The sequence below is a fragment of the Micrococcaceae bacterium Sec5.1 genome (genome assembly GCA_039636795.1).
GTDB lineage: Bacteria > Actinomycetota > Actinomycetes > Actinomycetales > Micrococcaceae > Arthrobacter.
On the sequence record CP143430.1, the window covers coordinates 2,292,004 to 2,306,744 of the forward strand.

Annotated in this window: 14 protein-coding genes; 5 read left to right on the forward strand and 9 right to left on the reverse strand. The window is 61.5% G+C overall.

Translation table 11 applies throughout. The features are described from left to right. Window positions 1–19: 19 nt before the first annotated feature. Window positions 20–520, reverse strand: a complete 501-nt coding sequence (locus VUN82_10600; GenBank protein XAS74232.1) for a hypothetical protein — start codon at window positions 518–520, stop codon at window positions 20–22. A 463-nt stretch (window positions 521–983) separates the two neighbouring features. Here VUN82_10600 and VUN82_10605 point away from each other — a divergent pair, with 463 nt between their 5' ends. After that, window positions 984–1,880, forward strand: a complete 897-nt coding sequence (locus tag VUN82_10605; GenBank protein ID XAS74233.1) for a helix-turn-helix transcriptional regulator — start codon at window positions 984–986, stop codon at window positions 1,878–1,880. A 160-nt stretch (window positions 1,881–2,040) separates the two neighbouring features. Next, window positions 2,041–2,706 carry an SDR family NAD(P)-dependent oxidoreductase gene (locus tag VUN82_10610; protein XAS74234.1) on the forward strand — a complete coding sequence of 222 codons (666 nt, stop codon included), beginning with the start codon at window positions 2,041–2,043 and terminating at the stop codon, window positions 2,704–2,706. Between the two features lie 265 nt (window positions 2,707–2,971). On the opposite strand, the gene VUN82_10615 is transcribed toward VUN82_10610, so the two are convergent. After that, on the reverse strand, window positions 2,972–3,235 hold the full coding sequence (locus VUN82_10615; protein ID XAS74235.1) for a hypothetical protein: 264 nt from the start codon (window positions 3,233–3,235) through the stop codon (window positions 2,972–2,974). 185 nt (window positions 3,236–3,420) lie between these two features. Here VUN82_10615 and VUN82_10620 point away from each other — a divergent pair, with 185 nt between their 5' ends. Then, window positions 3,421–4,707 carry an MFS transporter gene (locus VUN82_10620; GenBank protein XAS74236.1) on the forward strand — a complete coding sequence of 429 codons (1,287 nt, stop codon included), beginning with the start codon at window positions 3,421–3,423 and terminating at the stop codon, window positions 4,705–4,707. 435 nt (window positions 4,708–5,142) lie between these two features. Here the strand turns inward: VUN82_10620 and VUN82_10625 are convergent, their stop codons facing one another. The 3 genes from VUN82_10625 to VUN82_10635 all read right to left on the reverse strand — a co-directional run bounded on the left by VUN82_10625 (window position 5,143) and on the right by VUN82_10635 (window position 9,227). Further along, complete coding sequence (locus VUN82_10625; protein XAS74237.1) at window positions 5,143–6,156, reverse strand: zinc-binding dehydrogenase; 1,014 nt, start codon at window positions 6,154–6,156, stop codon at window positions 5,143–5,145. Window positions 6,157–6,273: 117 nt separating this feature from the next. Next, entirely contained in the window at window positions 6,274–7,731 is a 1,458-nt protein-coding gene (locus VUN82_10630) for an aldehyde dehydrogenase (protein ID XAS74238.1), read from the reverse strand. Between the two features lie 92 nt (window positions 7,732–7,823). Then, window positions 7,824–9,227, reverse strand: a complete 1,404-nt coding sequence (locus VUN82_10635; GenBank protein XAS74239.1) for an MFS transporter — start codon at window positions 9,225–9,227, stop codon at window positions 7,824–7,826. A 481-nt stretch (window positions 9,228–9,708) separates the two neighbouring features. On the opposite strand from VUN82_10635, the gene VUN82_10640 reads away from it, so the two are divergent. Next, the gene (locus VUN82_10640) at window positions 9,709–10,503 is read left to right on the forward strand and encodes an IclR family transcriptional regulator (GenBank protein ID XAS74240.1); all 795 of its coding nucleotides are present in this window, start codon (window positions 9,709–9,711) and stop codon (window positions 10,501–10,503) included. On the opposite strand, the gene VUN82_10645 is transcribed toward VUN82_10640, so the two are convergent. Beyond that, entirely contained in the window at window positions 10,485–10,634 is a 150-nt protein-coding gene (locus VUN82_10645) for a hypothetical protein (protein ID XAS74241.1), read from the reverse strand. The two genes, VUN82_10640 and VUN82_10645, sit on opposite strands and share 19 nt — an antisense overlap. Continuing rightward, a complete protein-coding gene (locus VUN82_10650) occupies window positions 10,631–11,083 on the reverse strand; it encodes a DUF6152 family protein (GenBank protein XAS74242.1) in 453 nt (150 codons plus the stop codon). Before VUN82_10650 ends, VUN82_10645 begins: the two co-directional genes overlap by 4 nt. 317 nt (window positions 11,084–11,400) lie before the next feature. Between VUN82_10650 and VUN82_10655 the strand changes: the two genes are divergently transcribed. After that, window positions 11,401–12,444 (forward strand): alcohol dehydrogenase catalytic domain-containing protein, encoded by a 1,044-nt coding sequence (locus VUN82_10655; protein XAS74243.1) that lies wholly within the window; start codon window positions 11,401–11,403, stop codon window positions 12,442–12,444. A 739-nt stretch (window positions 12,445–13,183) separates the two neighbouring features. Here the strand turns inward: VUN82_10655 and VUN82_10660 are convergent. Next, a complete protein-coding gene (locus tag VUN82_10660) occupies window positions 13,184–14,119 on the reverse strand; it encodes an aldo/keto reductase (GenBank protein XAS74244.1) in 936 nt (311 codons plus the stop codon). Window positions 14,120–14,410: 291 nt separating this feature from the next. Further along, entirely contained in the window at window positions 14,411–14,677 is a 267-nt protein-coding gene (locus tag VUN82_10665; GenBank protein ID XAS74245.1) for a hypothetical protein, read from the reverse strand. Between the last annotated feature and the right edge of the window lie 64 nt (window positions 14,678–14,741).

Consider the following 14,741-nt stretch of genomic DNA (forward strand, 5'->3'; position numbering starts at 1 on the left):
TTCTCAGCAGCACATCCGGTCACCTCTTCGGGAAAAACAAACACCCGCGTTCCGCACCATCGGCGGCCAACCAGAATCCTGAGCGATAGTCCATCACGGCCTCAATGCCCCCGTGACGTAAGCGGTCGGGGACCTGCGCATTTGCATGTTCACCTGTGGCAGGACGGCCTGAGGTCATCTTCGCGCATCCTGATAGAGACCGGCGGCACATGCGCGTTGTGTTGGCTGTGCCGGCGATCGTGGGCTTGTTGAGGACATCCCTCATGGGGGAGGCGCTCAGTGTGGCCAGGGAACCCCCAACTAGGTTTATGACCAGTTTGCCCCAAATGGGGTCACGGATCTTGGCCGTGACGCTGACCTCGATCCCGGTGGGCTTCAGCAGCGGTGCCAGGGTGTCCAGCCATGGGACAGTAGTGCCGTCGGGATGGCCGATGATGAGGCGGTTACGTACATTCTCTGCGCGGACGACTCCAGGCGCAACAACGGTGCACGGCACCGACCGCCCGTTCGGGGCGGACACATGACCATAGTGGACTTTCAGGATCCAGCTGCGGGAGTTGGGTACCGTCCAAGTCTACGCCGTGGGAGTGGAAGTATCACCAGGGGATGCCGTTCATGACGAACAGCACCAGGCTGTTCTCGTGAAGAAGTGAGGCAATGTGTTCGGCAGTGCCCGGCAAGGCGGGGCCTGCACAGACTCAAGGTGTGCCAACCTAGCGCGGCGCTCGGACAGGCGAGGTGAAGGCCCATGATGGGACCACTCTCCCGCTCGATCAGCCGCGCTCGTTGGTTCCTGCGCGCTGCCTCGCTGGATCTGCTTCGGCATCGCTGGCCTTCTATGGTCTGTGCAGTGTCTTCGGGGACTGGGCGACATCCGGGCGCGCTTGTCCATTGACGACCCCTTCTCCAGCTGTCGGGTCACGGGCGATAGAGGTACTGCAAGGGACTCCCTCAGAAATGTGAGTTGGCCTAGCGTGGATGACATGGAAAATCGAGCCGAAGTACGCGAATTCCTGATTTCCCGCCGCGCCCAGGTCTCACCGGAGCGGGTCGGACTGCCTGCAGGGAGGAACCGTCGTGTCAATGGCCTGCGTCGTAGCGAGGTAGCCACCCTGGCCGGATTGAGCGTGGACTACTACACCCGCATGGAGCGCGGAGCAATCAGCGGAGCCTCCTCACAGGTGCTGGAAAGCATCGCCAAGGCCCTGTGTCTGGACGACGCCGAGCGGGCCCACCTGTTCGACCTTGCCCACGCCGCCAGCCCCATTGCACGGCCTCAGCGCCGACGGAGCTCGAAAACCTATGCGCCGCATCAGAGCCTGCAGTGGGCGCTCGATGCGATCACGGCCGGTCCGGCATTCGTTCGAAATGGCCGGATGGACCTGCTGGCGGTCAACCCTTTGGCACGCGCGTTCTACAAGGACTGCTTCGACATGCCCGGTCAACCGCCGAACATAGCCCGTTTCACCTTCCTGGCAGAACGTGCTTACGACTTCTACCCCGACTGGGACGCTTTCGCGGAGGTGACGGTCTCCATTCTGCGCACAGAGGCCGCCCGGGACCCGCACAACAAGGAGCTTCACGACCTCATCGGTGAGCTCGGCACCCGAAGCGAGGAGTTCCGGAAGCTGTGGGGTGCGCACAACGTCCGCCACCACGGCACTGGAATTAAGACGTTCAACCATCCCATCGTTGGCGAGATGACACTCGCTTTCGAGGGGCTGGAGATGACTGCTGAACCTGGCCTGACACTCACGATCTATACCGCAGAACCCGGTTCACCGTCGGCCGAGCGCATGCAACTGCTCGCCTCCTGGGCGGCCAGCGAATACCGAACGGTCGTCCAGCCCGCGTCCGAACGTACACGAAAGGACGGCTGACGACGACGGTGGTGCCACCACTAAGCGGTGACTCGCCGTCGATTGAAAGTTGCAATTCCGAGCCACAGCTTTACGGGGACTAACCACTTACATGTCTGCAGACGGCACTATTCCCGACCCAGGGGGCATTTCGTCCCACATTCACGGAAGAAGGAACACCATGAACACAACGATCGCAGTCATTGGGGCCGGACCAGGCCTGGGGATGGCCTCTGCTCGCCGCTTCGGAGCCGAAGGCTTCAATGTTGCGCTCCTCTCCCGTACTCAGGAACACGTGGATACACTCGCCGCGGAACTTGCCGACGCCGGCATCAACGCCCGCGGTTACGCCGCCGACGTCCGTGATAATGACTCACTTAGTATTGCTATTGACCGGGCCGGCGACGAGTTGGGGATCATCGAAATTCTCCACTACAGCCCGGTGCCGTCTAAGGAATATCTGAGGCCCGTCCTTGAAACGACGCGCGAAGAACTGCGCTCGGCACTCGAATTCTCCGCTCTTGGCGCGGCAGCCGCCATCCAAGCGGTACTTCCCGGCATGCGTGCGCTCGGACGCGGAACTGCTCTGTTCGTCAATGGCTCCAGCGCGGTCCGGCCTAACCACAACTACGCCGGCACGTCCGCGGCGTTCGCCGCTGAATCCGCGTACGCTCAAATGCTCCACGATGCCCTGGCACCGGAACGAATCCACGTCGCGCAGCTAATCATTCCTTTGGGCATCGGTGGAGGCGACCCCGCGCACGAACCGGCGGCCCTGTCCGAAACTCTCTGGCGCGTCTACAGGGAAGGCAAGGATTTCCGTACTTTCGTGACACCGCTCGACTGAGCTTTGCACGCACGATCGGGCGGCTGACCGCTGTCCAGGATCTCCGTGGCCGCGGGGCGAGGGTCGTTGTCGGCGACCTTCCCGATCCCGCTGAGGTGCGCCGACTGGCGAAGCAGGCAAACTCTCTGGGCCGATTCGACGCCGTAATCCACAACAGAGGTGTTATCGGTGCGTCGCTCCTTCCAGTGAACGTGATCGTTCCCTTCATCCTCACAGCGGAAATGGAACGGCCTCACCGGCTGATTTACCTCAGCAGCAGCATGCATCACGGCGGCCGTGCGGACCTCGCCGGGGTCGACTGGAGTGGGGGACGGGAAGCCCGCTCATATTCCACAGCAAGCTGTTCGTCACCGCATTCGCGTCGACCGTTGGACGGTTGTGGCCTGAAATGGGCGTGGACGCCATGGATCCTGGCTGGGTGCCGACCCGGAAGGGCGGCCCGGGAGCCGGCGACGGCCTTCGGCACGGCCACATCACGCAGGCCTGGCTCGCGCTGGGCGAGGACCCAGAAGCGCTGCCGGGTAGTCATTATTTGCACGACCAGAAAACTCAAGAACCGCATCAGGCCGTATGTGATGAACGCTTCCAGCCAGCGCTCCCCACCTCCGCGATTCGGAAAAATCCTATAATTTGGGATATTATCTATACAATCCTAGCAACAAGGGAGTTGTTCGGACTTATGATTCGCCAATTCTCTCGCCGAAAGGGGACATCTTGGTCACCCGCAAAGACATGCCCGCCAGAGTTCCGGGGATCGGCCTGGGCTTAACCCTTCTCTTTGCCTTCGTTGGCGGCGTCGGCGTAGGAAACCTGTACTGGGCCCAACCGCTTCTGGGAATCATAGCTGCAGAGCTAGGAGTCGGGCCAGGCGCGGCCGGGCTGCTCGTCACCCTGTCGCAAGTCGGCTATGCGCTCGGCGTGTTCTTCGTTGTGCCGCTCGGCGACACCATGCAGCGGAAGCGCCTGATCCCGGCCATCATGATCTGCTGTTCCCTGTCATTGGTGGGCTGCGCGTTGGCACCCGACTTCGCTCTTCTTTTGTCAACTCTTGCCCTGGTTGGCTTCACCAATGTTGCCGGTCAAATGCTGCTGCCGCTCGCCGGTGACCTGGCCACGGATGCGCAGCGCGCACGCGTACTCGGGACGGTGGCTTCCGGGCTTTTATCGGGCATCCTGCTTTCCCGATTAGTTAGCGGTATGGTGGCGGACGTCTTGGGATGGCGCATGATTTACGTTTTGGCGTCAGGGACGATTCTGGTTCTTGCCGTCATCATGTGGTTCGCAATTCCAGTCCTCAAGCCCAGGGAGCGGCTATCCTACGGCCGGCTCCTCCACTCGGTTCTCCAGGTGGCTTTTTGGTATCGGCAGGCCAGGGTGATCCCACTCTTTGGAGCGTCGTTGATGTGCGTATTCACCGCATTCTGGACTGGGCTCACGCTGTTGCTGTCTGCGCCTCCGTTCGCCTTCCAGTCATCACACGTTGGCCTGGTGAGCCTGCTCGGGGTCCTGGGAATCATCGGCGCCCGGTTCACTGGACGGGTATATGACCGCGGGTGGGCGGTGCCTGCCATCGGCATTGGGTTAATTGTTGCCTTGGTGGGGATCGCTTGCGCCGGTTTCGGCGGCGCGTCCATCGTCGCCATACTTATTGCTGTTTCATTACTCTCCGTCGGCACCCAATCCGTACTAGTGCTCCTCCAAACGATGATGGTCTCGATTGACCCCGCCGCACGCAGCCGCCTAAACACGGTCCACATTGTCAGCAATTTCATTGGCGGTGCCCTCGGTTCAACCCTGACCGCTCTACTTTGGCAGGTCGGCCAGTGGACGGCGGTCATGGCGTGCTCTGCACTCGTCATCATTTTTGCGCTCACATTATGGCTTCGCCACAGAAAGCGGGGCCTCGCCGCCTCCACTAAACAGATCGAGGGAGTTGAGTCGCCGAAGCAACAATGCCAGGACAGACCGTGCCAGCGGCGGGCCGAATCAAGTGTTATTTGAGAGCCACGGGGCTGCCCATACTTGGGTGAAGAACTGCTGTGACTAACCTTCCGGCGTTCCGATACCCTCATTGCCGCTAGGTCGGCTGCAATCACAACACCCCCCGAATCATGAACGACTGGGGCGAACCATGCCGGAACCAACCCTGCCGACACGCCCTCACCCAACAGAACTGGGCTGCGAAAAAGGGTATCGACGCTTAGAGACGCGCACGCCTTCCGATGCGCGACACCCGAAAATTATGCAGCACAGCGAGCAGAAGGAAGGATGGTCGATCTCGTCCACCCATTCCTCGAATACGCCTCGTCTGGCCAGCAGCAGCGGGTCTCCCCAAGCCAACAACGCATGGTATGAGTCCAACCCTTCTGGCCGTATCACCCCAATCGGGTAATACGGCCATCTTTGCCGGGCTGGCTGCACATCGTTGAGAGGCGCTCAGGGGACGATAACGCCCTTGCCGCTGCTCTGGCGGTCGAACCATTCGTAGGCCTTCACTGCCTCGCTCAGTTTCCAGCGATCCGTAAAGAGTGCGTCGACGGCGATGCCGCGGTCAAGGACGAAGTCTGCCAACCGGCCCATCTGCTCTGTCGAGAGCGTCCACGAAGTCTTGGCCGTTACTTGCTTTGAAAGCAGTTCTGTCATGTCGACCTGTAGCGGAGCTCCCCGCCCCACCCAGCACAGGGTACTCCAGAGGCCCAGCACCTGAAGCGCCTGGTTGGTAGCGATCGGCGCACCTGATGTCTCAAGGCTTTTCGTCACGCCGAGGCCTCCGGTGAGGTCGAGAACTGCCTCCCGGACGGAGCCGACCTCGAGCGGATTGATGGTTTCGGCCGCGCCAAACTCACGAGAACGTTCCAGCCGGTGCGGCTCGATATCGAGCGCGATGACCTTGGCTCCGAGCGCGGTGGCCAACTGGGTAGCGGAGAGACCTACCGGTCCCTGCCCGAAGATGGCGATGGTGTCGTCGCCGCGCAGATTGATCATTTCGAGTGCCCCCCACGCAGTTCCCGTGCCGCAGCTGATGGCGGCGGCGGCTTCGAAGGACAGGCCGTCAGGCAGAGGCATCACGATCGAAAACGGCACCTTGATGTAGTTGGCGTGCCCCCCGTTCACGGCGTATCCGAGCGCACGGTGTTCCTCACGGCACATGTGGGTCCAGCCCGTCCGGCACTGGTCGCAGCGTCCGCAACCGATGTAGTGGTGGATCATCACCCGGCGCCCTATCCACGACGCCGGCACCAGATCGCCGGCGGCCACGACGACGCCGGCGGGTTCGTGTCCGGCGATCGCTTTCGGCGTCTGGCCCTGTGGTTTTCGGTACTCGTGTAGGTCTGATCCGCACATTCCCGACGCGCGGACTTCGACGACGACCTCATCGGGTCCGGGGCTTGGATCCGGAAATTCCCGCAACTCGAGTTTGCGGTCTCCCTTGAATAGAACTCCTTGCATGGGATTCTCCTTGATATAGAAAGCTAAACGTGCGTGGTCAGCGGCTCACACCATCGGTGGGTGGCTAAAAGGGGTCGCACAGCTTTCGAAGTGCGGCACCGGAAAGGCCAGGGTTATTTACTGCAGGGAATCGGCGACTTCCTTTGAGATTCCGATTGATTTCAGTTCGATGTAGGCGTCGATGCCTTCCGGGCCGAACTCGCGGCCGAGCCCGCTCTGCTTCACGCCGCCCATCGGGGCGCGGAACCCTGCCGGATTCCCGTTCAGCTCCACAGTTCCGGTCTGCATCAGGCCAGCTAAGCGCAAACCGCGCTCGATGTCCGATGTGAAAACCGACCCGTTGAGGCCGTAGTTGGAGTTGTTGGCGATGGCGATGGCTTCATCCTCGGTCTCATACGGGATGACCGATACCACGGGTCCGAAGATTTCCTCCTGGGCGATGGTGGCGTCGGGGCCGACCCTGGTGAAGACCGTCGGCTCGACAAACCACCCCTTCTCCAGGCCGGAAGGCCGCCCGCCGCCCCGGACGAGCCGCGCACCTTCCGCGATGCCGGATGCAATGTACCCCTCAACCCGCTCACGCTGGCGGGCGCTTACGAGGGGCCCGATCTGGGTGGCCTCGTCCCGCGGGTCACCGACCGGCATGGTGTCGATCAATGCGTTCAGGCGGTCAAGGAACTCGTCCTCGAGCCGCGAGGGCACCAGGAGCCGGGTCTTGAGGCTGCAGACCTGTCCACTATTTCGGAACGATCCGATGCGCAGGGCTGACACGGCCGCATCCAGGTCGGCATCGTTGAGGATGACAGCGGCCGATTTGCCTCCGAGTTCCAGCGTCACCCGTCGCAGGTCCTGGGCGGAGATTTCGGCGATCCGCCGGCCGGCGACGCTCGACCCAGTGAACGTCACCTTGTTCACGCCGGGGTGCGAGACGAGGTACTCGCTGACCGCGCGGTCGGCGGGCACAACGTTCACAACCCCTGGCGGCAGGCCGGCCTCTGAGAGCAGTCGAGCCATGAAGTAGGCGTCCAGCGGAGTCTCCGGCGCCGGCTTGAGTACAACGGTGCAGCCCGCCAGCAGCGCCGGGACGATCTTCTGCACAGTCAGCGAGGCGGGTACGTTCCACGGCACTACAGCCGCCACCACGCCCACCGGCGCGCGCGTGACGAGCGCCTGGCCGTTAGCTGAACGGCGCACACTGCGGAATGGATACGTCTCCGCAGTCTCGAGGTACGCGTCGAGAATGCCAATGGGATTGACGACCTGGATGTTGCGGGACTGCGTGATCGGACATCCCATCTCAGCCGTAATAAGCTGGGCGAGCTCCTCGCTGTGCTCAACGAGGAGTTCGCGCAACCGTTTCAGGATCGCCACCCGTTCTGCCAGAGACATTGAGGGCCACGGCCCGGCGTCGAGGGCCTGACGAGCGGCGGCCACCGCCCGGTCGACGTCCTCGCGGGAGCCGGAAGGCACCGTGGCGATAACGTCCTCGCTCCACGGAGAGACCACCTCGATACGGTCCCGTGTTGCTGGTGCTACCCAGTCACCCCCGATAAATACCGAATCGTGGTTTGTCATCAAGTTAGTAGCCATTGGAAGCCCTCCGGGTAGTCTGTGGCTGTAGTGCGTCTCTTGGGTGGAAACCGGCACTTAGTCTTGGCCGGGAATAGTCACGGAGCCAAGTGCCTGCTGTTGGTGCTGTCCGACGAGTTCGGAACAGCCGGTGCCGCCACGGATGGATCAACTTCCGGGGATGAGTGACTCGCACTGTTCTTGGGGTCGCCGAGCAAAGAGTGGCGCAGGCTCACGTGACGTGTTTCCGGCGTGAGAAGGAAACCTGCCAAGCCAAGCGTCACGGCGAGCCCGATTGCATAGAACGCGGGGGCGACGGGGGTACCGAATTGGGTCACAAGGGCCGTGGCGACGAGCGGGGTCGTTCCTCCGAAGATGGCCGCGGCGAGGTTGAAGGCCAGCCCGTGCCCGGCGTACCGCACTCGGGTCGGGAAGACCTCGACCGCGATAACGAAGAACGCCGAATTGATGAGAGAAACACCGATCGCCAAGAGGCATTGTCCAAGGAGGGCACCGATCACCGTGCCATTGGAAGCCAGAGCGAATGCCGGATATGCCAACAGCACCAGCCAGATAAACCCCGCAGCGAGCACGGGCCTGCGTCCGAAACGATCGCTGATGCTGCCGAAGACAGGCCCGAGGCAGGCCAGGAGCAGGACTGAAGCTCCAGTGGTCAGCTGCGCTTGAAACTGGGAAAGGTGGCCGTACGTCACGACGAACGTGAACATGTACCCGATAACCAAGTAGGCCGCTGCCGTCTGCGGAGCCTGAAGCAGGAGAATCCGGCCGATTGACTTCCACGACTGGGCAAGGCCGCGCAGCGTGTCCTTGACAGTGACCTTCCCGGCCGCCGCAGCTTCAAACTCCTCAGGGTCATCGAGGCGCAACCTCAACCAGAAGCCGATCCCAGCGATTACGCCACCAATAACGAACGGCACGCGCCATCCCCAGTCCATATAGGCGGAGTCTCCCATTGCACCGCTGATGCCAACGATCATCAGCGACAGGAACGCGGTCGGGACGTAGAGGGCAAAGATAACGATGCCGATCCACTTCCCACGCTTGTTGTCGGGGGCGGATTCGATGACATAGGTGTAGCCGCCGGAGGACTCACCGCCCAATGACAGTCCCTGTACGAGGCGGCAGACCACGAGCAGGATCGGAGCAGCGATGCCAATCGCCGCGTACGAGGGGAGCAACCCGGTCAGCAGTGTAGCGCCGCCCATCATCAGGACCGTCAAAGACAGAATACGCATTCGGCCAAGACGATCGCCGAGGATGCCGAAAAGTACACCCCCGAGTGGCCGGGCAAAGAACGCTGCAGCGAAGACCGCAAACGTGGCAAGCAGCGCCGCGGCCGGATCGCCCTTGGGAAAGAAATGAATCGCGAGCGCCGGGGCCGTCAGTGCGTACACCGAGAAGTCAAATATCTCGACGACGCTGCCGATGGCCCCGCCCAGAAGTCGCTGATGTGGGCGAATTTCGGTCTTAGGTTTTTTCATGGTGTGTCTCCTCGTTGAGTGCCTGCATGATGCTGCTGAAGTAAGGAACTTCTCTGGTCGTTGGGGGGCAATCAAGAGCCCCACGACCGTTGAAGTGCCCTCGATGACCTTGATAAGGCTTGTGCAGGCTGCTTGCGACGTCCGTTTGCGGGCGGCCGCATGCAGTCACAGGGCCTTCGAGGTACCTTGTCCAAAGTCATTTGTGAGTGACGAAGGCGCCAATGCCTGGGTCAGCACAGGATTCAGATGGCTTTTGTGGAGCGTCGGCTTGTGTAACTCAGTTCCAGAAGTGACAGTATCCTGTTATGTAGGATTTCGTCAATAGAACTTACGGAATGGTGGAACGAGGTTCCATTCGTCTAGGCTGAGAGTACGCAACAGTTTACGACCGGGAGGCAGACAGGTGCGGAAGTCGTCTTCCCGCCGGCTGTGACGGACGCGGGTTCGGAAGGAAAATAGGCGAGCGTAGTAGGGAGACGGCATGAGTGCGGAACTGGAGCGCGGACTGCAGGCGATAGAGCTGATGAGCCAGGCGCCACGCGGGCTCACTTTCACTGACATTGCCGAGGGTTTGGAGACTTCCAAAGGCCCCACGCACCGGCTCATCAGTGAGCTGGTACGTCTGGGATATGTGCGAATCGACGAGTTTGGACGTTACCACCTGACGCTGAAACTTACGTCTCACGCCCTGCACTACCTCGAACTAATCCCGCTGGTGGACCTGGCGGGCCCCCTGCTGGAAGACCTCGCGATGGCCAGCGGGGAACTCGCGCGGCTGAACCTTGTAGACGGAAACCATCTTGTACGCGTCAGCAAGGCCCAGGGCAGGCAGTCCGGCCTGAAGTACGATCCCCTTCATGTTCACGGCGGCAACATTCCCCTTGCCTCCACGGCCAGCGGTTTACTCCTGCTTAGCGGCCTCCCCGACGACGAAGCTGCGATGCGTTTACAGGCAGAGGGTTTCGCGCCCTCGGACGAGTACGGCTCTGCTGCGCCCCGCAGCCTCGAAGAGGCCCTGGAGATACTGCACAGGGCACGGAAGGTTGGCTACCTGTACCTACCCAACATCTTTGAGGAAGGCATTGCGGCCCTTGCCTATCCTATCCGAGCGGCCGGCAGCACTGATATCGTCGGCGTACTCACCGTATCCGGACCCAGCTTCCGCTTCACCGAACAGGCAGCCCAAGGCGTGCTGCCTGTCATGGAGAAAATCGCCGACGAACTCGGACGCATACCTTTGGCAGACATGCTCGGATCCTACGTCCCCACCCGGTAGATGCCCCGGTGAAAAATCATGTTCAGACCTGCGAGCACGATGAGGCCAAGCTTTTGTAGCGCGCTGCCACGGTCAGTAATAAGGGCCGGGCTGGACAGGTACATCGCCACCCTGGTGGCGGCTGTAATCATGAACCGAGGTGTGACCGGGGGAGAAGGTGCTTGGCCGCGGTCGTCACCCAAACCAATCCCCTCACCATCGACGAGAGGGCGGTCAGGCCCCCACCTGCCCGTATAGCCCGGCGGGGCGACGGTGACCTCAACTCTTCATGGGAACCACTGTAGGGCGGCGCAGCGTTGATCGGGCCGCTGTCCGGAGCTTGAAGATCCTCGGGCAGAGGCAGCTCAGGGGTGTCAGCCGGAACGTCGCTTTCGAGGGTCACCGTGAAATAGGAATGTAGGTCGCTCCACCGGACTTCCAAGACGGTGCCCGCAATGCAGTTCCGGCGAGCGGTGTCGAAGTCGTCAAAGTCGTGGTGCGCCAGCGCGGCCACGGCAGGGTACGCCTTGGAGCATGAGCGCGGAGACAAAGACGCTGCGGCCAGTCGGACGGCACGGATGCCAAGCGTTAGAGGTGCCATGACTAGACAATATCCCGTTATTCGGGATATCCTCAGCGGAGGCCGTGTTGGTCCGGAAGACGACATGATGAGGTGCGTACCGGGCGGCACGGTGGAAGGCAGGGCCGCCATAGTTGCTGAAGAACCAATCGGCTGCCTGGGCCAGCAGGAAGAGATCGCCGCCGCGGTATTTTTGGTCGCCTCGCCAGTGGCAAGTTTCGTGAGCGGCTCCATTCTTGTCGTGCATGGCGGGCACACCATCCGGTATGACGTCGTCCAGCCTGGGGCGCTGCACTTCCCAGACCAACCAAATCCTCAAGAAAAAGGGAACCAACATAATGCGTGCAACCTTGATGTACGGCCCTGGTGACGTCCGGGTCGAGAACGTCCCGGACTCCGTCATCAAGCATCCTACAGATGCGCTGGTCCGAGTGACTGCGTCGTGCATCTGCGGCAGCGACCTGCACCCATACCACTCCATGTCCCCTGTAAACGGGCCCGCCCGGATGGGTCATGAGTTCATCGGCATCATCGAGGATATCGGCTCAGCAGTGACCACGCTGAAGAAAGGTGACCTCGTGGTCTCCCCGTTCGCTATCTCCGACAACACCTGTGAGTACTGCCGCGAAAAGATGCACACATCCTGTTCGCACCACGAGGCAGGCTTTTGGGACACCATCCCGGACGAAGGTGGCCAGGCCGAGGCAGCGCGTGTCCCACTGGCGGACGGAACCCTCGTCAAGCTGCCAGTCGCCGTCGACTCAGCCCTCATCCCATCCCTGCTGACCCTCGCGGACGTCCTTGGCACTGGCCACCACGCCGCCCATGCAGGCGGCGTCAACAAGGGCACCAACGTCACAGTGATCGGTGATGGGGCGGTCGGGCTGATGGCCGTGCTGGCCGCTAAACGTCTAGGCGCCGAGCAGATCATTCTCATGGGCCGGCACAAAGCCCGCACTGACCTCGGCCTCGATTTCGGCGCCACTGATGTTGTTTCCGCCCGCGGTGACGAAGGCATCGCGCAGGTCCGTGACTTGACCGGCGGCCACGGCACCCACGTGGTCCTTGAAGCGGTCGGACACATGCCGGCCTATGACCAGGCAGTGGGCGTCGTCCGCCCCGGCGGCATCATCAGCCGGGTTGGCGTCCCGCAGTACGAGGAAGGTCCCATTGGGTTCGGCAGCCTGTTCCGGCACAACATCAAACTCACTGGAGGACCCGCACCGGTGCGGGCATACATTGACGAGCTGCTGCCCGAAATTCTCAACGGCACCATAGAACCGGGCAAAGTATTTGACGTCACCACCAACATGGACGGCGTTCCTCAGGGATACAAGGACATGGACGAGCGCAGGAGCCTCAAGATCCTCATCCAACCCTGAGCCTGACAGAGGAAATGCCTGGCTTTGGTGTGGCGGTGACACTCAGTTGCTGTGGCCCTACAGTTCATTTTGTGGGCGATCCCTGCCGGGTCAGGGCAGGGCCAAGTGTCACGGATGGCCCTCGGTAAGCCCGCTTTAACAGCGCACTCCATCTCCCCGGGACTTGGAGCGCGACGGCGGTCCGTTGCCAAGGTACGCTTTCGCACGGTTGAGTCCTCCCACGAGCAGAAAAAGACCCGCGGGGTCCGAAGCGGGCGGTTTCGGACCCCTTGAGTCTGGTCGTTGGCCCTAATGAGTGCGGGTGTCCGTGCCGCAAGGCTTATGGGCCCAGTAGCACCTAGAGGGCGCGCCGCCGGACGTGAACCGCGGCACCGCCCGCCAACCATTCGCGCTTCATCCTCCTCGGTCCTCGTGCGCACAACTTTTTCGCCTGACTGGAAACGCGCTGCGAATGTAAATGTCGTGGTTCCCCGTCGCGAAGCGGCGAATTTCGCGCGCTGTGGGCAACGCACAAGGTTCGGCGCATTTACTCCGCGTCGGTTAAGACGGGCGGCCATCTGCCCAACGTGCGGTCCTCACATACGGGTGCGCAACGTGACCGTCTTCGTGGCCGCGGCGCTGCTTCTCACCGGAGCTGCCGCTCGGACCTTCGCGTCCGCCTCTCCGCAGATCATTTGCCACAGTCACATCACCCCAGACGCGCAAGTGCAACCCGAGCCGTACCTTGAAATGGACCGGGTCAGGGTACGTTGTGCCCGGCTGCTTGGATGAGTCCGTACCACTCGCCCCGGGTCAGTGGGATATCAGAGCCGTCCGCCGCGTCCCTAATGCGCTGGGGAGTGGTAGAACCAAGGACTACCTGGAAGCCGGCCGGGTGGCGGGTGATCCAGGCGGTGGCAATAGCGGTCGGTGTGACGCCGTACTCGGCCGCGAGCCGGTCGAGTTCGGCATTCAGCTCTGGATAGTCCAGGGAGCCGAAGAACACGCCGTCTTGAAATCCCTTCTGAAAAGGTGACCATGCCTGCAGGGTTATTTTGTTGATGCGGGCATAGTCGACGACGCCTCCTCCGTCACGGCTGATCGAGTCATCCTTACCTGTCATGTTCGCTGACAGGCCCTGCGCGATGATCGTGGAGTGGGTGAGTGACAGCTGTAACTGGTTCGCGACGATCGGCTGCGTCACCGCCGTCTTAAGCAAATCGATCTGCCGCGGCGTGTGGTTCGAGACCCCGAACGCACGGACTTTACCGCTGGATTCCAGGTGGTCAAATGCGCGGGCGACCTCCTCGGGCTCGACGAGCGCGTCGGGTCGGTGCAGTAGCAGCACGTCAATGTAGTCGGTTCCGAGGGCTTCCAGCGACTCTTCCGCGGAGGTCACGATGTGTTCGTAGGAGGAGTCATAATGCCACTCCTTCGCGACGATGCCAGTCTTCGTTTGCAGAGTGATTTGTTCGCGTTCGGTCGTGCTCAGTTTCAGGGCCGAGGCGAATCGTCGCTCACACGTGTGCGGTTCTCCGCCGTACAGGTCGGCGTGGTCGAAGAAGTCGATACCGGCCTCCCGGGCTGTGGTGTACAGCTCACGGATGTCCTCGTCGGAGTTATCCCTGATCCTCATCATGCCCGCCACGATGTTGGGCGCGAGGCTGCCTGTTGGCCCAAGGGGAACGGTGCGCATAATCTCCTCCAAGAAGAATCTTTATGTGAATTTGCCGGATCAATGCAACACCCTGAACCGCGGGGCCCGGCGTTTTGGGTTTAGTCGGTTTCGGGGCTTGTGCAGAAGGGACACTCGCTCCTGTTGGTGTCTCCTACACAGACTGGATCCGACCGGTTGCGAGCACAATCGGACCAGGCAAGATTGAGTGAAAATTGGGCTGCAGGGCCGGAAGAACCACCCTTATGTGGGCCAATCATCCAGAGGTCCTCGTATAGCCCCGGGCGGCCGCTTCTCTGTTGAGGTACGCCGTCAGTGAGAAACCGTGATGCGCCGAATGGTCTGTTTCTGGTCGTGCAGGAAAACAAATAAGCGGGGCTCTATCCCTTCGGCGGCCAACCAGAAGCCCGAGTTGTCCCTCATCACAGTGTCGATGACCCCTCGTCGTACTTCCCCGCCGAATCGTCGCACCTCCACGAGTTCGCTTGGTTTTGGCACCCAACCCGAGCTGGTGGGCTCGTTGTCCGTTCCGACAATGATGAAGGCGGCGTCGTCATCTTGCTTACGATCAGTAATCATGACCTCCCCTTGAACTCCCTAATGGTGGGTTTACAAGCCTGGGCCCCCAGCGGCCCTGCTGCTG